This window comes from Microbacterium hatanonis, assembly GCF_008017415.1.
Taxonomy (GTDB): Bacteria; Actinomycetota; Actinomycetes; order Actinomycetales; family Microbacteriaceae; genus Microbacterium; species Microbacterium hatanonis.
Genome location: NZ_VRSV01000001.1, coordinates 1991519 through 2012938 on the forward strand (window position 1 = coordinate 1991519; position 21420 = coordinate 2012938).

At 68.6% G+C, this 21420-nt stretch carries 23 protein-coding genes; 12 read left to right on the forward strand and 11 right to left on the reverse strand.

Features of this window, described 5'->3' with window-relative positions; genetic code table 11:
- Positions 1-111 precede the first annotated feature (111 nt).
- Positions 112-1107: a glycosyltransferase gene (locus FVP77_RS09590; protein WP_147894255.1), complete on the forward strand. Its 996-nt coding sequence runs from the start codon at positions 112-114 to the stop codon at positions 1105-1107.
- Here FVP77_RS09590 and FVP77_RS09595 read toward each other — a convergent pair.
- From FVP77_RS09595 to FVP77_RS09610, 4 genes are read right to left on the reverse strand one after another with little or no spacing between them, the layout of a single operon-like run.
- Entirely contained in the window at positions 1082-2029 is a 948-nt protein-coding gene (locus tag FVP77_RS09595) for a glycosyltransferase (RefSeq protein WP_147894256.1), read from the reverse strand. The two genes, FVP77_RS09590 and FVP77_RS09595, sit on opposite strands and share 26 nt — an antisense overlap.
- Positions 2029-2421: a DUF2304 domain-containing protein gene (locus FVP77_RS09600; protein WP_147894257.1), complete on the reverse strand. Its 393-nt coding sequence runs from the start codon at positions 2419-2421 to the stop codon at positions 2029-2031. Before FVP77_RS09600 ends, FVP77_RS09595 begins: the two co-directional genes overlap by 1 nt.
- Positions 2418-3155 (reverse strand): glycosyltransferase family 2 protein, encoded by a 738-nt coding sequence (locus FVP77_RS09605; protein ID WP_147894258.1) that lies wholly within the window; start codon positions 3153-3155, stop codon positions 2418-2420. The genes FVP77_RS09600 and FVP77_RS09605 overlap by 4 nt, the downstream gene beginning before the upstream one ends.
- Positions 3156-3191: 36 nt before the next feature.
- Positions 3192-5258: a hypothetical protein gene (locus tag FVP77_RS09610; protein WP_147894259.1), complete on the reverse strand. Its 2067-nt coding sequence runs from the start codon at positions 5256-5258 to the stop codon at positions 3192-3194.
- Between the two features lie 91 nt (positions 5259-5349).
- On the opposite strand from FVP77_RS09610, the gene rfbA reads away from it, so the two are divergent.
- The 5 genes from rfbA (at position 5350) to FVP77_RS09635 (ending at position 10316) form a co-directional block, all read left to right on the forward strand.
- Positions 5350-6219: a glucose-1-phosphate thymidylyltransferase RfbA gene (gene rfbA, locus FVP77_RS09615; RefSeq protein WP_147894260.1), complete on the forward strand. Its 870-nt coding sequence runs from the start codon at positions 5350-5352 to the stop codon at positions 6217-6219.
- Positions 6220-6222: 3 nt separating this feature from the next.
- The gene (gene rfbB, locus FVP77_RS09620; RefSeq protein WP_147894261.1) at positions 6223-7221 is read left to right on the forward strand and encodes a dTDP-glucose 4,6-dehydratase; all 999 of its coding nucleotides are present in this window, start codon (positions 6223-6225) and stop codon (positions 7219-7221) included.
- Positions 7222-7226: 5 nt separating this feature from the next.
- A complete protein-coding gene (locus FVP77_RS09625) occupies positions 7227-8642 on the forward strand; it encodes a sugar nucleotide-binding protein (RefSeq protein WP_147894262.1) in 1416 nt (471 codons plus the stop codon).
- An 86-nt stretch (positions 8643-8728) separates the two neighbouring features.
- Positions 8729-9583: an ABC transporter permease gene (locus tag FVP77_RS09630; RefSeq protein ID WP_147894263.1), complete on the forward strand. Its 855-nt coding sequence runs from the start codon at positions 8729-8731 to the stop codon at positions 9581-9583.
- A gap of 4 nt (positions 9584-9587) precedes the next feature.
- Positions 9588-10316 (forward strand): ABC transporter ATP-binding protein, encoded by a 729-nt coding sequence (locus FVP77_RS09635; protein WP_246134037.1) that lies wholly within the window; start codon positions 9588-9590, stop codon positions 10314-10316.
- Positions 10317-10330: 14 nt separating this feature from the next.
- Here the strand turns inward: FVP77_RS09635 and FVP77_RS09640 are convergent, their stop codons facing one another.
- The 4 genes from FVP77_RS09640 to FVP77_RS09655 all read right to left on the reverse strand — a co-directional run bounded on the left by FVP77_RS09640 (position 10331) and on the right by FVP77_RS09655 (position 14182).
- Complete coding sequence (locus FVP77_RS09640; RefSeq protein ID WP_147894264.1) at positions 10331-11425, reverse strand: glycosyltransferase; 1095 nt, start codon at positions 11423-11425, stop codon at positions 10331-10333.
- Positions 11422-12888 carry an LCP family glycopolymer transferase gene (locus FVP77_RS09645; protein ID WP_147894265.1) on the reverse strand — a complete coding sequence of 489 codons (1467 nt, stop codon included), beginning with the start codon at positions 12886-12888 and terminating at the stop codon, positions 11422-11424. The genes FVP77_RS09640 and FVP77_RS09645 overlap by 4 nt, the downstream gene beginning before the upstream one ends.
- Positions 12885-13352 carry a 5-(carboxyamino)imidazole ribonucleotide mutase gene (gene purE / locus FVP77_RS09650; RefSeq protein ID WP_147894530.1) on the reverse strand — a complete coding sequence of 156 codons (468 nt, stop codon included), beginning with the start codon at positions 13350-13352 and terminating at the stop codon, positions 12885-12887. Before purE ends, FVP77_RS09645 begins: the two co-directional genes overlap by 4 nt.
- A 206-nt stretch (positions 13353-13558) precedes the next feature.
- Positions 13559-14182, reverse strand: a complete 624-nt coding sequence (locus FVP77_RS09655) for a hypothetical protein (RefSeq protein WP_147894266.1) — start codon at positions 14180-14182, stop codon at positions 13559-13561.
- Here FVP77_RS09655 and FVP77_RS17175 point away from each other — a divergent pair.
- The 3 genes from FVP77_RS17175 to FVP77_RS09665 are packed head-to-tail and all read left to right on the forward strand — an operon-like array spanning position 14181 to position 15654.
- On the forward strand, positions 14181-14312 hold the full coding sequence (locus tag FVP77_RS17175) for a hypothetical protein (RefSeq protein ID WP_281290319.1): 132 nt from the start codon (positions 14181-14183) through the stop codon (positions 14310-14312). The two genes, FVP77_RS09655 and FVP77_RS17175, sit on opposite strands and share 2 nt — an antisense overlap.
- An 11-nt stretch (positions 14313-14323) precedes the next feature.
- A complete protein-coding gene (locus FVP77_RS09660; RefSeq protein ID WP_147894267.1) occupies positions 14324-15223 on the forward strand; it encodes an alpha/beta fold hydrolase in 900 nt (299 codons plus the stop codon).
- A 38-nt stretch (positions 15224-15261) separates the two neighbouring features.
- Positions 15262-15654: a TIGR03618 family F420-dependent PPOX class oxidoreductase gene (locus FVP77_RS09665; protein WP_147894268.1), complete on the forward strand. Its 393-nt coding sequence runs from the start codon at positions 15262-15264 to the stop codon at positions 15652-15654.
- 10 nt (positions 15655-15664) lie between these two features.
- Here the strand turns inward: FVP77_RS09665 and FVP77_RS09670 are convergent, their stop codons facing one another.
- From FVP77_RS09670 to FVP77_RS09680, 3 genes are all read right to left on the reverse strand, one after another.
- The gene (locus FVP77_RS09670) at positions 15665-16801 is read right to left on the reverse strand and encodes a 5-(carboxyamino)imidazole ribonucleotide synthase (protein ID WP_147894269.1); all 1137 of its coding nucleotides are present in this window, start codon (positions 16799-16801) and stop codon (positions 15665-15667) included.
- Between the two features lie 55 nt (positions 16802-16856).
- Positions 16857-17411 carry a PH domain-containing protein gene (locus FVP77_RS09675; RefSeq protein WP_147894270.1) on the reverse strand — a complete coding sequence of 185 codons (555 nt, stop codon included), beginning with the start codon at positions 17409-17411 and terminating at the stop codon, positions 16857-16859.
- Positions 17412-17486: 75 nt separating this feature from the next.
- Complete coding sequence (locus FVP77_RS09680; RefSeq protein ID WP_147894271.1) at positions 17487-18281, reverse strand: biotin--[acetyl-CoA-carboxylase] ligase; 795 nt, start codon at positions 18279-18281, stop codon at positions 17487-17489.
- 252 nt (positions 18282-18533) lie between these two features.
- On the opposite strand from FVP77_RS09680, the gene FVP77_RS09685 reads away from it, so the two are divergent.
- The 3 genes from FVP77_RS09685 to FVP77_RS09695 all read left to right on the forward strand — a co-directional run bounded on the left by FVP77_RS09685 (position 18534) and on the right by FVP77_RS09695 (position 21368).
- On the forward strand, positions 18534-19379 hold the full coding sequence (locus FVP77_RS09685) for an endonuclease domain-containing protein (protein WP_147894272.1): 846 nt from the start codon (positions 18534-18536) through the stop codon (positions 19377-19379).
- 169 nt (positions 19380-19548) lie between these two features.
- Positions 19549-21138, forward strand: a complete 1590-nt coding sequence (locus tag FVP77_RS09690; RefSeq protein WP_425463130.1) for an acyl-CoA carboxylase subunit beta — start codon at positions 19549-19551, stop codon at positions 21136-21138.
- Positions 21135-21368 carry an acyl-CoA carboxylase subunit epsilon gene (locus FVP77_RS09695; protein WP_147894274.1) on the forward strand — a complete coding sequence of 78 codons (234 nt, stop codon included), beginning with the start codon at positions 21135-21137 and terminating at the stop codon, positions 21366-21368. Before FVP77_RS09690 ends, FVP77_RS09695 begins: the two co-directional genes overlap by 4 nt.
- Positions 21369-21420 lie beyond the last annotated feature (52 nt).

Consider the following 21420-nt stretch of genomic DNA (forward strand, 5'->3'; position numbering starts at 1 on the left):
CTCCGGTCGAATGCGCGATGAACGGCGCATCCCGTGCACCGCGCCCGCGCCATCTAGACTATCCACAGCGCCGAAGGGCGCCGGCATGCAACTCAATCGGGAGGACGATCGATGCTCCGTCCCACACCGGGCGCCATCGTCATGGCCGCCTACGAGCCCGACCCGGAGCTCTTCCGTCGGCAGATCCGATCCATCGCGGCCCAGACGGTCACGGATTTCATCTGCGTGATCTCTCCTGACAGCGACCCCGCACCGATCCGCGCCCTCCTGTCCGAAGCCGCGCCGGGCGACGAGCGATTCACCGTCATCGACACGGGCGGCGAGCGGCTCGGCTTCTATCTGAACTTCGAACGCGGCCTGCTGTCCGTGCCGCCCCAGGCCGAGTGGGTCGCACTCGCCGACCAGGACGACTGGTGGTACCCCGAGAAGCTCGAGACGCTGCTCCCTCACCTCACGACCCACGGAATGGTCTCCGGTCAGGCTCGCCTCGTCGAATACCCGTCGGGCGCCGTCCTCGGTCAGACCGATCGGCGTAACGGCACTCTCGAGCGACTCATGCTCAGCAATCAGTTCACCGGTTCGCTCAGTGTGCTCCGCCGCGAACTGCTGGAACTCGCCCTCCCCTTCCCGCGGCTGAGCACGAGGGCAGCAGCGCACGATCACTGGCTGGCCGTCTGCGCCGCAGCGACATCAGGCACACACATCACGAGCGACGTCGTGCAGGATTACGTCCAGCATTCCGCGAACGTGTTCGGCGATCCGACCTCCATGCCCTCACGCCCCAGCCTCATCCAGTCGTGGCGGAATGCTCGAAAGATGAGCCGCGGCGCGGAGGGCGATGACGGCGTTCTCGCGGTCGTGCGCACCACGTACAACGTCTACGTGGGCTGGCGTCAGGCGATGACGTCCACGCTTGCGCAACGACGGGACGACGACGCGTCACTGAACGTCCTAGAACGGAGCTTCGGGTCGCGACGACGCCTGCGGGCTCTCCTTCCCAACCTCCGTGTCGCAGTACGAGACGGTTATGTCCCCCGCGGGTTCGCTGTGCAGTATCTGGCGAGCTGGATGTGCGGGACGATCACTCCGCGGCGCCGTCGCGGCTGACCTCGACACCGCTCCATCGCACACCCTCGGCCACTGTCGCGAGCCGGTCCGGCAGACGACCCATGGTGCCCCGGAAGCCCGCGGACAGACCCCGTGCGACGATCTGCGCGAGTGCCCGGCGCGGCCGAGCCCCGAGAACCGAGACGACGAAGTAGGCGAGATCTACGCCTGCATCAGTGAGCACTCGCACCGGAGCCCGCCGCACATACGACCGACTGAATACGACACGGTTGCGGGCCCGGTAGAAATACCGGAAAGGGGTGCTGACCGACGTCGTGATGTGGAGGCCCGGAGCCAAGCTCAACCGGACCGTGCGTCCGAGCGAGTGCGGCATCGACACACCCCGCGCTGCGAGAACCTCCCAGCCGCGGGTCAGCGCCCGCATCTCGAACTCCGTGTCGACGAGGTCGATGAAGTAGTCGTCACGAAGAGTCCCGAGCGCACTCCACGCTTCGCGCGGAACGAGCATCCCCGACTGGATGACCTTCCTCGCCCGACACAGGCCCGGCGCGATATCCGCTCCGCGCGACTGTGCCGTGTCCGCGAAGAACTCCGGAACGATCGCGGCGACCGATGACGACGATTCTCGCGCCCTGGAGAGGGCGTCGCTCATCCGCCCGACGAAGTCCGTCGGTGGCGCGGAGTCCTGGTCGAACGTGAAGACGGCGGCGGCACCCGACGACAGCGCACGCTCGACGCCGACGTTCAAGGCGTGCGCTATGCCTCGGTTCTCCGCATGACGAACGACATCGGCACCGGCGACCGCCGCAGCCTCGTACACGGCGTCCGATCGGGGCCCGCTTCCGTCGTCGACCACCACGACGTCGCAATCACGGGCGAGCAGAGCGACGAGGTCGGCGAGAGCCGCCGGGGGCCGGAAGGACGCGATGACGGCCGATGGTCTCGTGGAATCGTCGGTCATCACCGATCGGAGCCGTCAGCGGGATCGGTCGGGGCAGCGGAGCCTGCGTCGACGGACCCCTGCAGCCGCTCCACGCCCTCGCGGAGCACCGCGACCTCCTCTGCCAGACGGCGGATCTCCTCCTCCGCCTGCGACTGCTCCCACGAGAGGTGCAGCGCAACGCCGAGCAGCAGAAGGATCGCCAGCGTGAAAAGGAGGTTCGCTGGCAACTGGAAGCCGAGCGATACGGTCGCCCACATGAGCAGCTGGGGAAAGATCCCGAGGATGAGCACGGCCGCGCCGATGATCAGCCACAGGACGGCGTACTTCTCGCGCAGCTGACGTCGCAGCAGCATGGTGACGACGGCGACGACGAGTGCGACGGCGAGCAGAATCGCCCCGAGAACCATCATGCGCGCGCTCCCGGGCTCGTCGGTCCCGTCGGTCGTCGCATGATCGCAAGCATCAGGGCGAAGACTGATCGGAGAAGGTAGATCGTCGATCCGAGTGCGCCCTGACTGGGACGTCCGCCTTGTCGCGGTCTCATCGCCACCGGCACCTGCGTCACAGTGAGGCCGACGTGCGCTGCCGCCACGAGGCTGTCGATGGTGTCTCCGAGGTACTCCGCCGGGTAGTAGCGGACGTACTGATCGATGGCGTGCCGATTCGCGGCTCGGAAGCCGCTCGTGACGTCTGTGAGACGGGTCTTCGCGACACGCGACAAGATGGAGGCGAGAAAGACCATCGCCCATCGTCGAGGCCCCCGCGCCGAGAACTCTCCGACTTCGGCGAAACGCGCTCCGATGGAGATGTCGGCGCGATCGAGGCCTTCGAGCACGGAGACGATGTCTCGGGGGTTGTGCTGGCCGTCCGCGTCCACCTGGATCGCACGGGCGAAGCCGTGCCGCTGGGCGAAGACATATCCCGCTCGCATCGCTCCCCCGACTCCGAGGTTGAACGGCAGAACCAGGACACGCGCTCCCGCCGCCTTCGCCACTGCGGCTGTAGCGTCGGTGGATCCGTCGTCGACGACGAGCACGTGCGCCGCCGGGAGTTCGCTGCGTATCTCTCGAACCGTGTTGCCGACGTTCCCCTCTTCGTTCCAGGCCGGGACGATGATCAGAAGATCGGCGAGCGACGAGGGCATGCTCTCATTCTAGGCGGGCGGTACGCGTCGACCCGGTCAGCGGGGCATCGCCGGACCGAACGTGTACGAGGCGCGGAAGGATTCCGGCAGCCGTTCCACGACGGGCCAGCGCGGGCTGGCGAGGCGCGTGAGCGTCTCGACGTCCGGAACCAGTCTGAGCGTTCCACCGGTGACGTAGAAGATGTCGGGATCACCGAACTGCACGAATGATCCGTCGGTCAGGTACGGGGCTCCCGAAGGGACGCGCGCGATCGACGCCGCCGACCACGACAGGAAGACCAGCGGCCGCCCGGCGTTGAGTCGCTGGAGCGTCTGCTGGTCCCGCACGTGTCGGAGCGTCCCGTCCGAGTAGACGAGAACGGGGTCCGCAGCCGGGTTCTTGACGAAGAACGGAGTGCTGACCGCATTGCCCCTGCGGGGAAGGACGGCGCAGATCGATTCCGGGAGAGCCGGCGCCGCAGCGGATGGCACCGCACCGTTGACGGGGACGATGCCCGTTCCCGCGACCGCGAACACGGAGCCGCCGCAGGTGAGAACAGGGCTGAGGGTCACGTTCGATTTCGTGAAGCCGCTCAGGGTGCCGTCGGCGTAGATCCGATACCGGGTCACGCCCGCGTCGCGCGCGGTGTCGAACGAATCGACGTAGACCAGATCCGCCGCCGTTCCCGTGAGGTAGACGTTGGGCGTGGACTGCTCTTTCGCGAGGATCCCCGAGGCGAGAACCGGACGCCCGAGCGGAATGCCGGCCGCAGAGGCGGCCTTCATCGTCGCCACGTAGGTCGGACGTGAGCCGGTGAGCTCGGCCCACGCCCAATCGTCGACGACATAGCGCTTCTGGTTGTCCCGCCAGACGTAGTAGTCGACCGATCCCTCGGCCTTGAAGTAGTCGCCGACAGCGTCCCCGGTGCGGTAGGCATCGATGTGCGAGGGAGACAGGTTGACGTAGTCGCCGAACGCATACCCGAATCGGGCGATGAGGTCACCACTGGAGAACCAGTGCTTCGTGCCGTCGCTCTCGAGGAGGTACAGCGCACCGTTGCGAGCATCGTGAACGTAGCGCGAGGCATCCCTGCCTGCCGGCAGCGAGGTCAGATAGGTATCGGGAACTGTGGACACTGTGGGCAACGCCGACATCAGCACCCGCAGCGTGGCCTCATCCGGGATGTAGTGCTTGACACCCTCGGTCACGAAGTACATCGCCGGCGACGAAGCAGACTTCACGATCGGGGCGTACCGCGTCTGAAGGCTGCCGAACCAGTCTGAGAAGTAGTTGTAGAAGTTGCGGTTGCCGTAACTCGAGCACCCGTCGCCCTCGCCGTATCCTGCACGAAGCGCTGCCGCGTTGGGCTGATACGGCGTGTAGTAGTAGAGGTTCGCCGTGGCCTGGTTCTCGATGTAGACCGGCGAAGAACCGCAGGACTGATTCGGGTTGAACTGCACGTTCCACGTCTTGCCCGGTGTGTACCAGTTGAAGTACGTGCTCTGCCCGTACAGCTTGAACTGTCGAGCGGCGCCGTACACCTGGTTGTAGAACCCGTAGTACCTCGTGTCGCATGCGGCCGTGTCCGGGCACCCCTGCCCCATCGCGATCGTGTACCGCCAGTCCGACGGCCACGTATGTGTGACGAGTCCCTGCTCCTTCTGGAGCGTCGCCAGGATCACCTGCGGGTTGATACCGCACGCGGCGGCCACCTTCTGGATGATGCGCGCCGCCGACTCCGCAGTCGCACCGTCGTATCGGCCGCAGTAAGCGTCGGCCGCACGGGTGACGGTGTCCTGGCGGAAGTCCTTCAAGCAGGTGTAACCGGACTGACAGTTCGGCACGCGGGTGCGCAGGAACGCGTCGATCTGCGCCTCCGACATCGTCGTGGAGTCGTAGAAGACCGCGTTCGAGATGATGTTCCCGGGACGGAACTGCGAGAGATCGGCGGCGGACAGCACCTGACGAGAGGAAACGGCGGACTGCGTCCCCGCAGCGGCGACGGAGGACTGCACCTCCACAGCGGCGACAGCGACGTTCGGTGTCGCACCGATCAGCGCGAGCGCCGCGGCGAACGCCAGGAACAACCGGAGCGGACGCGAGCGCGCTGTGTTAGATCTCACCGGCATATTCTTGCGGACAACCCTGGTGCGACCACGGCGATACGGGTTCGACACGCCAGAGTCGGCGACCCCGGTGTGGCACGATTGACGGGTGAAGGGCATAATTCTCGCCGGTGGTTCTGGCACGCGCTTGCATCCGATCACGCTGGGTGTGTCGAAGCAGTTGATCCCGGTGTACGACAAGCCGATGGTGTACTACCCGTTGTCGACGTTGATGTTGGCGGGTATCCGGGACATCCTGGTGATCACGACGCCGCATGATGCGGAGCACTTCGAGCGTCTTCTGGGTGACGGGTCGAAGTTCGGGATCAATCTGTCGTTCGCGGCGCAGCCGTCGCCGGATGGGTTGGCGCAGGCGTTCACGATCGGTGCGGATCACATCGGTGATGACAAGGTCGCGCTCGTGCTGGGTGACAACCTGTTGTACGGGCCTGGTCTGGGGTCGCAGTTGTCCCGGTACGCGGATGTCGACGGGGGTGCGGTGTTCGCGTATTACGTCGCGGAGCCGTCGGCGTACGGGGTGGTGGAGTTCGATGCGGCGGGGCGGGCGGTGTCTCTGGAGGAGAAGCCTGCGGAGCCGAAGAGCAATTACGCGGTCCCGGGTCTGTACTTCTATGACAACGATGTGATCGAGATCGCCCGGAACCTGTCTCCGTCGCCGCGGGGCGAGTACGAGATCACCGATGTGAACCGTGCGTATCTGGAGGCGGGGAAGCTGCAGGTCGAGGTCCTCCCCCGCGGTACGGCGTGGCTGGATACCGGCACGTTCGATCAGATGATGGACGCCGGCGAGTACGTGCGCACCATGGAGCGGCGCACCGGGATGCGGATCGGGGTGCCCGAGGAAGTCGCGTGGCGGCAGGGGTTCCTCTCCGACGCGGAGCTGGAAGAACGTGCGGGCAAGCTCGTGAAGTCGGGGTACGGGACGTACCTGTTGGATCTGTTGAAGCGGGGGAAGTAGCGCATGGCACGTTTGTTGGTCACTGGTGGCGCCGGATTCATCGGATCGAACTTCGTCCACCACGTCGTGCAGCACACCGACCATGTGGTGACCGTGCTGGACAAGCTCACCTACGCCGGCAACGAGTCCTCCCTCGCGGGCCTCCCCGAGGACCGGGTCCGTCTCGTGAAGGGCGACATCGCCGACGCCGACCTCGTCGACACCCTGTTCGCGGACGCCGACGCGGTCGTCCATTACGCCGCGGAGTCGCACAACGACAACTCCCTCAACGACCCGCGCCCGTTCCTGGACACCAACATCGTCGGCACGTACACGCTGCTCGAAGCCGCCCGCAAGCACGGCACCCGGTTCCACCACATCTCCACCGACGAGGTCTACGGCGACCTGGAGCTCGACGACCCGGCACGGTTCACCGAGAACACCCCCTACAACCCGTCCTCGCCGTACTCCTCGACGAAGGCCGGCAGCGACCTCCTCGTCCGCGCCTGGGTGCGGTCCTTCGGTGTGCAGGCGACCATCTCGAACTGCTCCAACAACTACGGCCCCTACCAGCACGTGGAGAAGTTCATCCCCCGCCAGATCACCAACGTGATCCGCGGCATCCGTCCCAAGCTCTACGGTGCCGGCGAGAACGTCCGCGACTGGATCCACGCCGACGACCACTCCTCCGCCGTCCTCACCATCCTCGACAACGGGAAGATCGGCGAGACCTATCTCATCGGCGCCGACGGCGAGAAGGACAACAAGACCGTCGTCGAACTCATCCTCACCCTCATGGGGGAAGAACCCGACGCCTACGACCACGTCACCGACCGACCCGGCCACGACATGCGTTACGCCATCGACTCCACCAAACTCCGCACCGAACTCGGCTGGACACCCCAGTACCGCGACTTCGACGCGGGCCTGGCCGCCACCATCGACTGGTACAAAGCCAACGAACCCTGGTGGGCACCCGCCAAAGACGGCGTCGAAGCCTTCTACGCCTCGAAAGGCCAGTAACCCCGATGACCGAGTACGCCAAGCCGCTCTCCGTCACCGAAACCCCGATTCCCGGACTGGTCGTCTTCGATCTGCCCGTCCACGGCGACGCGCGCGGATGGTTCAAGGAGAACTGGCAGCGGGAGAAGATGACCGCCCTCGGGCTGCCGGACTTCGGACCGGTGCAGAACAACATCTCCTTCAACGACGCGGCCGGGACCACGCGCGGCATCCACGCGGAACCGTGGGACAAGTGGGTGTCCGTCGCGACAGGACGGATCTTCGGTGCCTGGGTCGACCTCCGTGAGGGAGAGACATTCGGGGCTGTCTACACGACCGAGCTCGACCCCTCGAAGGCGATCTTCGTCCCCCGTGGCGTCGGCAACAGCTACCAGACCCTGGACGAGAACACCGCCTACACCTACCTCGTCAACGACCACTGGTCCCCCACCGCTTCCTACACCTTCCTCAACCTCGCCGACGAGACCGCCGCGATAACCTGGCCCATCCCACTGGACCAGGTCGAGATCAGCGACAAAGACAAGGCACACCCTCGCTTGCAGGACGTGACCCCGATGCCCCCGGCGAAGATCCTCGTCACCGGGTCGAACGGGCAACTCGGCAAGGCCCTTCGCGATGCGCTCGGCGACGCGCCCCACGTCGAATACACCACCCGCGACACCCTCGACCTGACGGATCCCGAACTCGGCACGGCCCGACGGTGGCGAGATTACGACACCATCATCAACGCCGCGGCCTACACCGCCGTCGATAAAGCCGAGACCCCCGAGGGGCGCGCCGCAGCGTGGGCGGCGAACGTGACCGCCGTGACGGGCCTCGCTACGATCGCCGCCCAGAACGGCATCACCCTGGTCCACGTCTCGAGCGACTACGTGTTCGACGGAACGAAAGACGGCGCCTACGGCGAGAGCGACCCCGTGTCACCGCTCGGCGTCTACGGACAGACGAAGGCCGCCGGCGACGCCGCGGTGGCCACCGTTCCCCGCCACTACATCGTCCGCACCAGCTGGGTCATCGGCGACGGCAACAACTTCGTCCGCACGATGGCCTCCCTCGCCGAACGCGGGATCGACCCCGCCGTCGTCGACGACCAATACGGCCGGCTCACGTTCACGCCGACCATCGCCGACGCCATCCGACACCTCCTCGACACCCGCGCGCCCTACGGCACGTACAACGTCACCAACACCGGCGAGCCCACCACGTGGTACGACATCGCGCGCGACGTCTACCGACTCACCGGACACGACCCCGACCGCGTCACCCCCGTCGACACCGCCGCCTACTTCGAGAACGCCGCAGGACCCGTCTCCCCGCGTCCGCGCAACAGCACCCTCGACCTCGCCCGCATCACAGCGACGGGCTTCACACCCGACGACGCGCGCGAGCTGACCGCGGGGTGGTTGAGCAGCCCCGCCTGACCCGCGCGGCCTGCTGTGGTGCGAGCGCACAGCCGATCGCGATTACAGTAGATGACCGCGCGCCCGAGCGCCGTGAAAGAAGACCCATGTCCGATCAGTCCTCATTTGTCGCTCCCGGCAGAAGCGTCGGGCTGGCAGACGTCTTCCGCCGTCGATATCTTCTGTCGTTGATCGTCCGCAAGGAGATCGGCATCCGCTACCGCGGATCCGTGCTCGGGTGGATGTGGTCGTACGTCAAACCGCTCGTGCAGTTCGTCGTGTTCTACCTCGCCATCGGCGTCTTCCTCGGGATGAACGGGCGCGTGGAGTACTTCCCGCTCTATCTGCTCGCGGGCATCACCGTGGTCACGTTCTTCAGCGAGGCCTTCACCAACGGCACCCGTTCGCTGGTCGACAACGCGGCGCTCATCAAGAAGATCTACCTCCCCCGAGAGATGTTCCCTGTCGCGAGTGTCTTGGTCGCGGCCGTCAACATCCTGCCGCAGATCCTCGTCGTCACGGTCATCGCTGTCTTCTTCGGCTGGGCACCATCGGCGCTGCACATCGCAGCCCTCCTGCTCGGCCTGGTCATCGTGGCCATGCTGGCCACCGGGCTCGGCCTGCTGTTCGGGGCTGTGAACGTCACGTTCCGCGACGCGCAGAGCTTCGTGGAGATCATCACCATGTGCGCGGTGTGGGCCTCGCCCGTGATGTACCAGTGGGAGATGGTGCAGCAGAAGGTTCCGGACTGGCTGTTCGTCCTCTATCGGATGAACCCGATCACGGCGGCGGTCGAGCTGTTCCACTTCGGCATCTGGTTCCCCCTGGAGCCCGTGGATGGACAGTTGATTCCCGACATGTGGCTCTTCGCGGGGATCGGCACGGTCCTCTCCCTCGCTTTTCTCGTGATCGGTCAGCTGGTGTTCCGGCGGTTGGAGGGACGTTTTGCACAGGATCTCTGAGGCTGTGACGACATCGAACAACCGCATCGTGGTGGACGGCGTGCACAAGGAGTTCAAACTCCGTCACACGCACTCCATCAAGGAGACCTTCGTCGCGGCGGTCCGCCGGAAGCCGTTGACCACAAAATTCCACGCTCTGGACGGGATCTCCTTCGAGGTGGGACAGGGCGAATCGATCGCCCTCCTGGGATACAACGGCTCGGGCAAGTCGACCATGTTGAAGCTGATCTCCGGGGTCCTTCTACCCGACACCGGGCGCGTGCTCACCCGAGGGCGCGTTGCGGGGCTCATAGAGGTCGGGGCGGGCTTCCACCCGGACCTCTCCGGCCGCGAGAACATCTTCCTCAATGCCGCGATCCTGGGCATGAGCAAGAAGGAGACGGAAGAGCGCTACGACGATATCGTCGCGTTCAGCGAGATCGAGCAGTTCATCGACACCGAGGTGAAGCACTACTCGTCGGGGATGTTCCTGAGGCTGGCGTTCTCCGTCGCGATCCACACCGAGGTCGACATCCTCCTCATCGACGAGATCCTCTCGGTCGGAGACGAGCCCTTCCAGCAGAAGTGCCTGGCGCGGATCCGTGAGCTGCACGCGAAAGGGAAGACCCTCGTCGTCGTCAGTCACGACCTCGACATGGTCTCCGATCTCTGCGAACGCGGCATCCTTCTGAAGGACGGCAAGGTCAGGTACGACGGCGCGAGCAAGGACGCCGTCGCTCTGATGCGCAACTGATCCTCGGACGCCGATCAGAGGTCGGCGTGGAGCGCCCACACGCGCTCGGCCGATTCGCGCCATGAGAAGGCCTGCGCCCGATCGCGGGACAGCACCCGCAGCCGGTCGGCCGCATCACCGGCGGCCCGCACCAGCGCCGCACCGAGCTCTTCCTGCCAGACGAGGATCCCGGCGTCCACGAGCACCTCGCGGTGCACGGGTGAATCCGCCGCGACGACGGGTACGCCCAACGCGAGCGCCTCGACGACGCGCCAGGGCCAGTCCGACCGCATCGACGGCGCGAGCAGCACGCTCGCACCTCCCAGGACGGCCGCGCGGTCCCAGGTCTCGAGCGCACCGCGAACGTGCACGCGCGAGGCCGCGAGCCCAGCGGCTGACGCGAGATCCGCCACGGCCGGCTCCTCGCCCTCGGGGCAGTCGAGCACGACGACGTCAGCGGTCTCGCCCGACTCGACGACGGCGCGGAACGCGTGCGCGAGTCCGTCCGATTCCACGGCACCGCCGGCGACGGCGATGAATGAGGAGGGCAGGTCGAGGGCGCGCAGGCGCCCGACGTGATCGTTGGGCACCCGGAACCCCACGGGTGCGGCGCCGGAGATGACGCGCACCCGCCGGCCGAAACGGCCGAGCTCGCCGAGCCTCGAGGCGAGCGCATGAGTGGGGACGACGATCGCATCCGCGTGCTTCTCGGCGCGCTTGAGCATCGCCTTGTACCAGACGACCTCGGTGCGCGAGAGGGTGTCGGGCGCCTCCCAGGCGCGGAGATCCCAGACGGTGGCCACGAGCTGGTGCGTGTCGTTGACCCGGTCGTGCCGCACGAGTGGCGCGAGCAGCGTCGGCGAGTGGATCATGCCCTTTCCGACGCCCGGGGCGATGCCGAGCTGCCACGACGCGGCGAGCTCGCGGCGGGCGAGGCCGAGCCGGTGCACGTCGGCGAGACCCGCAGCATCCGCGTCGTCGAGCCCCGGAGACGGCACGATCCCCTCGACGACGCATCCCGACGGCGCGGTCTCGGCCAGGGCGCGGACGAGTTCTCGCGACGCCTCGGCGAGCGCCGGGGCTGTCGGAGCGACGAGCTGGTCGAGGACGACGCGCAGCGCAACCGTCACTCGGTCGGCTCCGGGGTCGGTGGATGCAGCGTGCTGTCGACGAGCTGCTGGATGTACGCGACGTCGGGCGAGTCCTGAACGATCTGGTGCGCCTCGGGCGTGAGCTCGATCGTCGTGACCGGCTGCTCCTTCGCCTTCAGAGCGAGGTCGACCAGAGTGGGGAGCAGCCCCTGCGGCAGGTCGGTCTGCACGAGGTTCGTGCCGGCGGTCGCGACGCTCTGGAAGCGGGTGAGCACGGTCTCGGGGGTGAACTGAGCGAGGATCGCTTCCTGCAGCTGGCGCTGGCGCAGCATCCGGTCCCAGTCGCTCGTCGTGTACCGCGAACGGGCGTACCACTGGGCCGTGTCGCCGTCCATGTGCTGCGGACCGGCCTCGATCCACCCGATGGCCCAGTCTTCGGCGGGCTCGCCCGTGTACTGCGGCCCGCCGCCCTTGGGCAGGCGCTGTGCGACGTCGATGTCGACCCCGCCGAGCGCGTCGATCATGGCGGCGAAGCCGTGCATGTCGATGAAGACGTAGTACGGGATGGTGATGCCGAGGAGCCCTTCGGCTGCGTCCTTGGTCGCTTCGACACCGGGCTCTGAGCCGTTGGCGACGGCGTCGGGGTAGAGGGCGTTGCCGTCGCGGCACACCTCGACCTCGGTGCGCAGCTGGTTGATGCCGCTCCCCCACCCGCAGGTGGCACTGGACTTGCCCTCGTGCACGTCGGGGTAGAGGTCTTGCATCGGTCCTGGCGCGAACGGGAAGTGCCCGAGGTCGCGCGGGATGCCGGTGATGGTCGTCGCGCCGGTCTCGGCGTTGACCGAGACGACCGAGATGCTGTCGAAGCGCATGGAATCGCGCCCCTCGCCGCTGTCCGCGCCGAGGAGAAGGATGTTGTAGTAGCCGTCCGACGGTGGGACGACCGCGGCCGAGGAGCCGAAGATCGCTCCGAGAGCCTCGCGGGTCGAACCGGCGACCTGCGCGCCGTACGCCGCCGTGGTCGACGACGCGGCGACGAGGATGATCGCGAGGGCGGGGATCCCGATGCGCGAGAGCGTCTTGACCCGCACGAGCCGCACGAGCCGCAGCGTGTCGACGGTGAGCACGATCCAGAGCACGGCGTAGGCGATGAAGAGCCCCTGCACGATGAGGAGGGGGATCGGGCGCAGGAGCGACAGCGGAGCGGGGAGCCAGGCCCCCGAGGCGATGCTGAAAGTGCCGGAGGGCCAGAGCAGCGCTCCGAGGCCCGCGAAGACGACGAGCAGCCACATGAAGACCGTGGCGCCGAGTCCGAAGCGTCCGAGCTTGCGGCTTCCGGCGAGCACCTGGGCCGAGCCGGGCAGCAGGAAGTTGAGCGCGACCAGCCACCAGCCGCGTTTCGTCATCATGCCGGCGGAGGTGACGTCGGGATTGCGGATCGGACGCGACTCGACGACGCTCTTGCGCACCGGGCGCTGGAGCGGCGGGCTGGCCACGCTCACAACGACTCCTTCAGCCGGCGGTTCTTCTCCTCGACCTGCGCCTCGAGGTCCCGGGCGAAGGTTTCCACGCGGTCGGCGATCGCGGCGTCTCCGGCACCGAGGATGCGGGCCGCGAGGAGTCCGGCGTTCTTGGCGCCGTTGATCGAGACGGTCGCGACCGGGATGCCCGCGGGCATCTGCACGATGCTCAGCAGCGAGTCCAGGCCGTCGAGCGTCGCGAGCTGCACGGGGACGCCGATGACGGGGAGAGCCGTGACGGAGGCGAGCATGCCCGGGAGATGCGCCGCACCGCCGGCCCCGGCGATGATCACGCGGAGACCGCGCTCCCGCGCCTCGCGGCCGTACCTGAGGAGCTTGTCGGGCGTGCGGTGGGCCGAGACGACCTCCACCTCGTGCGCGATCCCGAAGTCGGTGAGGGCCTGCGAAGCATCCGCCATCACCCTCCAATCGGAATCGGAGCCCATGACGACGCCGACCACGGGCGCGTCGGAAGAATGCAGCGGTCGGGTCACGCCCATAAGGCTAGGACGCATCGCTGGAAGATCACCGCAACGCGCGGCAGTCGGGAGCGACTCGGATGCCGCGCACCCCCGCCGACCCTTCGACCGGGCTCGCGCACCGGGGCGCGTCGTCGGTCATGTCGGCCTGTCCTGGCCGCCTCGACGCGCGGTCAGGCTCCCAGAGTCGCCAGGATGTCTTCGACGTACCCGTCGAGAGGGTGGTTCAGCCACGAGGTCGCCACCCAGACATTGCCTCGAAGAGCGTGCGTCTCGCCGCGGACATAGGGGACGTCGTCCAGGCTCACCCCGCGCTGTTCGATGCTGCAGACCGTACCGCCGCCCTGGTCGCCGCAGCCGAACCCGCCCTCCGCGAGCTCCGTCTCGATCGCCGCGGCCTGCGCCGCGTCGACGACCGTGACGTTCGTCGTGATACCGACGCTGCCGGGCGCCCCCCACGAGCAGCGGAGGGTGGGCAGGGTTTCGAGGTCGCCCAGCAGCGCCGCGTTCTGCGTCGCCAGCATCGTGACGGCCGGATCGTTCAGAGGCAGGCCTTCCTGCTCCAGCGACGATAGCATCGCCGGCGAATAGATCTGCGCGCAGTCGTCGGGCAGGGCGATGCCGGCAGTCGTCTCGGAGGCCTCGGGCGTGGGCGACGGGTCGGCTGCGGCCGACGATGTCGGCGTCGCCGAGGTGGGAGCCTCCGACGGGGTGGTCGCCGACTCGGCGACGCATCCGGAGAGCACGACGGCGAGCAGCAGGGTGGTCACGCCGATCGTCGAACGGCTGCGGAACATGGCGCCTCCTGGGGTCGTGCTCGACAGTAGTCGACCGCTCGGACCGGCCCGCGTCGACGCTCCGACCGACCCGCCGCCGGTGGCCGAGCTGTGGCAGGCGTCCGAGGTGATCACCGGCTCGCCTGCCTAGACTTCTCGACGATGGACACCCGCGTCGCGCCCCTGGATCGGGCCTTCGTCGACGTCGGCGGCCGACGAGTCGAGGTCTTCGACGCGGGCTCGTCGCCGGTCGGCACCGCGGTCGTGGTGCTGCTCACCGGGGCGGGCGACACCGCCCGCTCGTGGCTGCCTCTCCAGACGGTGCTCGCGCGCACGGTGCGCGTGATCTCCTACGAGCGCTCGGGGATCGGAGAGAGCTCACCCGGCTCCCCCCGCACGATCGACGGCCTCGTCGCCGAGCTCGAGGGCGTCATCGCCGCGCTCGCACCCGCTGCCCGGGTGCTGCTGGTCGGCCACTCGTTCGGCGCGCTCATCGCACGCGTGTACGCCGCACGGCACCCCGATCGAGCCGCCGGCCTCGTCATGCTCGACGCGACGCCCGACCGGCTCGCCTCCGACCCGGTGCGCCGCCGGGGCTACCGTCTCTACGCCGAGAGCATCGCCACGTCACGTCGGGTGCTGCCCGCTCCCCTGTTCGCCCGCCTGGTGCGGCGCAACGCGCTGCCGCTGTACCCCGGACGCGGGCCGTTCCTCGCAGCGCTCACGCCCCGGGCACGCGACGAGTGGCACCGCGCCGTGACCGCCCTCTTCCTCGGTGACGCGGTCGAGGAGATGCGGGCGGTGCTCCCCGGAACCGTCGCGGCGGCAGCCGAACTGGGCGACGCGATGCACGGCGACCTGCCGGTGGCGCTGCTGACGAGCGGCACCTACGGCCGCGGGTGGATCACGATGCACGATGCGGTCGCGCTGCGCTACCCGAATGCGACGCACCGCCTTTCGGGCGACCGTTTCCACAACGTGCACATGCGTCATTTCGAGCGGATCGCCGAGACGGTGCGCGCGATGCTCGATGCCGCGTCGGACGAGCCGCGCGCCCGGTGAGGGCTCAGACTGGGAGCCCACCCCTCGAGGAGATTCCGATGCCATTGCCCGACGCCCTGCTCGACCTGCTGCGCCAGCCGAGCCCCTGCTTCCTGTCCACGATCATGCCCGACGGGTCGCCCCAGGTGACCGAGACGTGGGTCGACACCGACGGCGACCACGTCGTGATCAACACGGTCGTCGGCTTCGTGAAAGTGCGCAACGTCGAGCGCGACCCGCGTGTGGCGGTCGCCATCCAGGATCCGTCGAACCCGTTCCGCTACATCCAGGTGCGCGGCAGGGTCGTCGGCATGACGACCGAGGGCGCGGTCGAGAGCATCGAGGCGCTCTCGCAGAAGTACACCGGCCGGCCCTACCCCTGGTACGGCGGACGCGACCAGCAGCGCATCATCCTCACCATCGCGGCCGACAGCATCAGCGGCCAGGGATAGCGGAGCGGGATCAGTCGAGGAAGACAGAGGCTGCGGCGCGGGCCTCGTAGACGACGTCGTCGAGATCTTCGCCGGCCACGGTGACGTGCCCCACCTTGCGACCGGGCCGCGGGGCCTTGCCGTAGGTGTGGATCTTCGCCGCGGGGTGCGACGCCATCGCCGCGTCGAAGCGATCGTCGAGCCCGCCCTGCGCGGGGCCGCCGAGGATGTTGACCATCACGGTCCACGGGCGGGTGGCCTCGGTCGCTCCGAACGGCAGATCGAGCACGGCGCGCAGATGCTGCTCGAACTGGCTCGTCACGGCGCCGTCCTGGGTCCAGTGGCCGCTGTTGTGCGGGCGCATGGCGAGCTCGTTGACGAGGATGCGGCCGTCGACGGTCTCGAACAGCTCGACCGCCAGCATCCCGGTGACCCCGATCCCCTCGGCGATCGCCATCCCGATGTCCTCCGCCGCGAGCGCCAGACGTTCGCTCGCCCGCGGCGCCGGGGCGACGACCTCCACGCAGACGCCGTCGCGCTGGACCGTCTCGACGAGCGGGAAGGCCCGCATGCCGCCGGACGGGCGACGCGCGATCTGCTGGGCGAGCTCGCGCGAGAAGTCGACGAGCTCCTCCACGAGCAGCTCGCCGCCGCGGGCGTCCTCGGCGAGCGCGGCGAACCAGTCCGCAGCCTCGGTGGCGGCCGAGACGACGCGCACACCCTTGCCGTCGTATCCGCCGCGAGGGGTCTTCACGACCGCACGCCCGCCGTGGGCGTCGATGAAGTCCTGCAGCTGGGCGGCGTCGGACACGGCGGCCCAGTCGGGCTGCGGCATGCCGAGCTCGGTCATCCGCGCCCGCAGCACCAGCTTGTCCTGGGCGACGGCGAGGGCGTCGGGGCCGGGGTGCACGGCGACGCCGGCGGCGACCAGCGCCGCGAGCACCTCCTGCGGGACGTGCTCGTGGTCGAACGTGATGACGTCGACGTCGCGGGCGAACGCGAGCACCGTCTCGGCGTCGCGGTAATCGCCGACCGCCGTGGCCGCGAGACCCGCGGCCATCCCGGTCTCCTCGGCCAGCACGCGCAGCTCGATCCCGAGTTCGACCGCGGGCGCGATCATCATCCGCGCCAACTGGCCACCGCCGACCACACCCACACGCAGTGTCATGCCACTCCCTCGTTCGAGTCCGTCGCTCCCATCTTCGCGCACTCGCGCTCGATGGTCAGGAGGGCAGCGGCGGCGGGGTCAGGCTCTGGGAGTCGCGGTGGGCGAGGATCTGGTTGACCTCGACCTGGTCGACCAGCACTTCGTAGACGAGGGCGACGTTCGCGATGCGCCGCAGACGCACGGGCGCGTCCACGCCGTTCGACAGCACGAGGGTGCCCCCGCCGCCGATGCGCTGGAGGATTCCGCGCTTGAGTTGCACCGTGTATCCGCGAACATGGGACAGCTCTGCGCGGCGACGGCCGAACGGGCCCGATCGGGCGATCACGCGACGCGTGGTGATCGTGTAGCGCTGCGCCCACCAGCTGACGAACGGCAGCACGACGAGGAGAAGCACGACGGCGCCGGCGGCGCTCAGCAGCATCCAGTCGGCGAACGGCTCGCGCAGGTTGTCGTAGAAGTACCCGACCGCGCCGGCGACCGCGATGAGGACGACGGCCGACCAGAACAGCCGGGTCGCGCGCGGGCGGAGGCGCGCCACCCGCAGCTCGGGCGTCGGCGCTCCGGGCGCCGGCGTCAGCGGGCGCCCCCCGAGGGTCGTCGGCTGGGTCACGCACTCATTGTCACCCGCCCCGCCGACGTCGGGGTGATCCCACGCGGCACGCCGGTCAACGAGACGGCGGACGGCTCAGCGCACGTGCTGCACGTCGCCGGCCGCGACCGGCGTCTCCACACCGTCGACGACCACGACGAGGCGCCCGTCGGGGTCGATGCGCTGCGCACGACCCTCCAGCGCCCTGTCGTCGGGCAGCGACACGACGACATCGCGGCCGAGCGTCGCGCACAGGCTCTCGACCTCCCCCAGAACGTTCGCCGCGGCGGCGTCACCGCCGAGTGTGATGAGCGCCTGGAGCTGCTCGTCGAGCGCGCGCAGGAAGTCGGCCAGCAGCCGGTCGTCGTCGCACTCCGCTCCGACCGCGGCGAACGAGGTCGCCGTAGAGACGGGGAGGTCGGCCCGGGTCATACGGGTGTTGACTCCGGCTCCGACGACGACCGCGTCCATCGTGCCGGGGAGGGCTTCGGCGAGGATGCCGCAGATCTTCGCGCCGTCGACGAGCACGTCATTCGGCCACTTCAGCTGGGTCGTGTTGCCCGTGCCCTTCAACTGCGCGGCCACCGCGCGGGTCATCGCCGCCCCCGCGATGAGCGGGATCCACCCGCGCGAAGCGGCGGGAAGCCCCTCGACCCGCACGAGCACCGAGACGGCGAGGGCCGTGCCCGGCGGCGCGGTCCAGGTGCGTCCGAGCCGCCCGCGTCCGGCGCGCTGGTCGGTCGTCACGAGCGCGGCCAGGTGCGGCCAGCCCTCGGGGTCGGCGGATGCGGCGGCGACCGCGTCGGCGTTGGTCGAATCGGTGGTCGCGACCACCTGCAGGCGCGGACTGACGGCGGCGGCGAGCGGGTAGCCCTCGGCGGGGATCGGCATGGCCACACCCTACGCGGGCCCGCACCGCGCAGCATCCGATGTTGACAGCCCGGCCCGCCTCAGCCGCTCGACCCGAATCGGTGAAATCGGCCGGAGTCGGTGCGCGTCGACGTGAACACGCACCGAATCGGGCCGATTTCACCGCGGACACGGAAGAAGGGACGCGTCCTCCCCAGGCGGTCTGCGGCGGGATCTCTCCCCATTCGCCCTCTTTGCATCCGCGGGCCGCGAGCACGCGGCAACGGTGGGCGGATGGGTTCGAGCACGAGATCTCTGCGGCACCTCGTCGTCGCGCGCGGTTACGTCCATCTGGCGGAGGTCCGCGAGGCCGGGTGGCGACCCGACGCCATCCGCGCGGCCGTCACGAGGGAAGGGCTGGTGCGAGCGGGCCGCGACTGGGTGCTGCTTCCCAGCGCACCCCCGGAACTGCTGCTCGCCGCCCGAACCGGCTGCGCGGTCACCTGCGTCTCGGCGGCATCGCTGCGCACGCTCTGGCGCGCCGACGACGACCGCGCCGTCCATCTGGCGGTGCCCAGAGGAGCGCGCAGCTCGCCGGCCGGCGCACACGGACATTGGGGCGCCGGCGTCGTTCCGCGGCCCCGGCGTCTTCTCGTCGACGCGGTCGAGAACATGCTCGCCGCCGTGGCGACCTGTCGTCCTCACGAACAAGCCCTCGCGATCTGGGAATCGGCGGCGCGCGCCCGCCTCATCACCGTCGAGGGCATCGGGGCGATCGACTGGCGCGGCGAGCGGGCTCGCGCCCTCCGCGACGAGACCACCGCTCTGTCGCACTCGGGCCTCGAGACCTTCTTCGTCTCGCGGATGCGGCGGCGAGGCGTCGAGGTTCGACAGCAGGTCAAGATCGACGGCCATCACGTCGACGGCCTCATCGGCGCCCGGCTCATCGTGCAGATCGACGGCTTCGCCCACCACTCCGATCCGCGACAACGTCGATCCGACATCGCCCACGACCGCCGGCTGCGGTTGCTCGGATACACCGTGCTGCGTTTCGATTACCGCGAGATCGTCGACGATTGGACCCGGGTGGAGGCCACCGTCCTGGCCGCCATGGCGCAGAATCTTCACCTCGCGCGATGACCCGCCCCCTATCCGAATCGGTGCGTTCGGCGCGTTTCGGTGACCGCGAGGGGGTAGTCGCACCGAATCGCGCCGAATTCACCGACATGCGCAGGGCGACAGGGGATCCGGCGAGTCGTTGTGCCGACCCTCCAAGGCCGAGAGGGAGCCCGCCGCTAGTGTGGAACGCGTGACAGAGCAGCCCGACCACGCGACCACCGCCGGCAAGATCGCCGACCTCCGCACGAGGTACCAGGAGGCGGTCGTCGATGCCGAGGCCGCCGCCCAGGCCAAGCAGCACGCGAAGGGCAAGTTCACCGCCCGCGAACGCATCGCCCTGCTGGTCGATCCGGGCTCGTTCGTCGAACTCGACGAGTACGTCCGCCACCGCACGACGGCCTTCGGCATGGACAAGTCGCGACCCTACGGCGACTCCGTCGTCACCGGCACGGGAACGATCCACGGCCGCACGGTCGCCGTCTACGCGCAGGACTTCTCCACCTTCGGCGGCTCGCTCGGCGAGGCGGCCGGCGACAAGATCATCAAGGTGATGGAGCTCGCGCTGCGCAGCGGCATCCCCATCATCGGCATCCTCGACTCCGGCGGCGCCCGCATCCAGGAGGGCGTGGTCGCCCTCGGCAAGTACGGCGAGATCTTCCGCCTGAACACCGCGGCCTCGGGTGTCATCCCCCAGATCTCGCTCATCATGGGCCCCGCGGCGGGCGGCGCGGTCTACTCCCCCGCCCTCACCGACTTCGTGATCATGGTCGACAAGACGAGCCAGATGTTCGTCACCGGACCCGACGTCATCAAGACCGTGACCGGCGAGGACGTCGGCATGGAGGAGCTCGGCGGCGCCTACACGCACAACACCCGCTCCGGCGTCGCGCACTACCTGGCCGAGGACGAGGACGACGCGATCGACTACGCGCGCACGCTGCTCGGGTTCCTCCCCGACAACAACATGGCCGAGACGCCCGTGTTCGACACCGGTTTCGAATTCGAGACCACGGATGCTGACCGGTCGCTCAACAGCGTCATCCCCGACTCCCCCAACCAGCCCTACGACATCAACACCGTGATCGGTCGCCTGATGGACGACGGCGAGTTCCTCGAGGTGCAGCCGCTGTTCGCCCCGAACATCGTGATCGGGTTCGGTCGCGTCGAGGGGCGCACGGTCGGCATCATCGCGAATCAGCCGTCGCAGATGGCCGGCACGCTCAACATCGAAGCCGGCGAGAAGGCCAGCCGCTTCGTGAGGTTCTGCGATGCGTTCTCGGTGCCGATCGTCACCCTCGTCGACGTGCCCGGCTACCTGCCCGGCACCGACCAGGAGTGGACCGGCGTCATCCGCCGCGGCGCGAAGCTGCTCTACGCGTACGCCGAGGCCACCGTGCCCCTGGTGACCGTCATCCTTCGCAAGGCCTACGGCGGCGCATACATCGTCATGGGCTCGAAGCAGCTCGGCGCCGACATCAACCTCGCGTGGCCGACCGCCGAGATCGCCGTCATGGGCGGGCAGGGCGCTGTGAACATCCTCTACCGCGGCGAGATCAAGCGCGCCGAGGAGGCTGGCGAAGACGTCGCGGCCGTGCGGGCGCGTCTCGCGAGCGAGTACACCTACAACGTCGCCTCCCCGTTCCTGGCCGCCGAGCGCGGCGAGCTCGACGGCATCATCGAACCCGCCCAGACGCGCGTGTCGATCGCGAAGGCCCTCCGCGCCCTCCGCAACAAGCGTGCGACCCAGCCGGCCAAGAAGCACGGGAACATCCCCCTGTGAGCGACAGCACGGCGGCCGATGATGCGACGCCTCCCGACATCCGGGTGCGGCGCGGAAACCCGACCGACGAAGAACTCGCCGCGCTGATCGCGGTCGTCGGCGGCGCCTACCTCGCGGAGGCCGCGGAAACAGCTGTCGTGCCCCCCACCCGTTCGCGGTGGGAGCTCTCGGCTCGCGCCCTGCGTCGCCCCCTCGACCGCGATCGCGGTTGGGGCGGATTCAGCGACTGAACGGGCGACAGGCTAACCGTTTGTCCCCCGAAATACCTACAGACGCGGGTGT

Coding starts and splice junctions, on each gene's coding strand:
- FVP77_RS09590 (WP_147894255.1), top strand. CDS start 112: ATGCTCCGTCCCACACCGGGCGCCATCGTCATGGCCGCCTACGAGCCC.
- FVP77_RS09595 (WP_147894256.1), bottom strand. CDS start 2,029: ATGACCGACGATTCCACGAGACCATCGGCCGTCATCGCGTCCTTCCGG.
- FVP77_RS09600 (WP_147894257.1), bottom strand. CDS start 2,421: ATGATGGTTCTCGGGGCGATTCTGCTCGCCGTCGCACTCGTCGTCGCC.
- FVP77_RS09605 (WP_147894258.1), bottom strand. CDS start 3,155: ATGCCCTCGTCGCTCGCCGATCTTCTGATCATCGTCCCGGCCTGGAAC.
- rfbB (WP_147894261.1), top strand. CDS start 6,223: ATGGCACGTTTGTTGGTCACTGGTGGCGCCGGATTCATCGGATCGAAC.
- FVP77_RS09625 (WP_147894262.1), top strand. CDS start 7,227: ATGACCGAGTACGCCAAGCCGCTCTCCGTCACCGAAACCCCGATTCCC.
- FVP77_RS09630 (WP_147894263.1), top strand. CDS start 8,729: ATGTCCGATCAGTCCTCATTTGTCGCTCCCGGCAGAAGCGTCGGGCTG.
- purE (WP_147894530.1), bottom strand. CDS start 13,352: ATGGGCTCCGATTCCGATTGGAGGGTGATGGCGGATGCTTCGCAGGCC.
- FVP77_RS17175 (WP_281290319.1), top strand. CDS start 14,181: ATGGCGCCTCCTGGGGTCGTGCTCGACAGTAGTCGACCGCTCGGACCG.
- FVP77_RS09655 (WP_147894266.1), bottom strand. CDS start 14,182: ATGTTCCGCAGCCGTTCGACGATCGGCGTGACCACCCTGCTGCTCGCC.
- FVP77_RS09660 (WP_147894267.1), top strand. CDS start 14,324: ATGGACACCCGCGTCGCGCCCCTGGATCGGGCCTTCGTCGACGTCGGC.
- FVP77_RS09665 (WP_147894268.1), top strand. CDS start 15,262: ATGCCATTGCCCGACGCCCTGCTCGACCTGCTGCGCCAGCCGAGCCCC.
- FVP77_RS09670 (WP_147894269.1), bottom strand. CDS start 16,801: ATGACACTGCGTGTGGGTGTGGTCGGCGGTGGCCAGTTGGCGCGGATG.
- FVP77_RS09680 (WP_147894271.1), bottom strand. CDS start 18,281: ATGCCGATCCCCGCCGAGGGCTACCCGCTCGCCGCCGCCGTCAGTCCG.
- FVP77_RS09685 (WP_147894272.1), top strand. CDS start 18,534: ATGGGTTCGAGCACGAGATCTCTGCGGCACCTCGTCGTCGCGCGCGGT.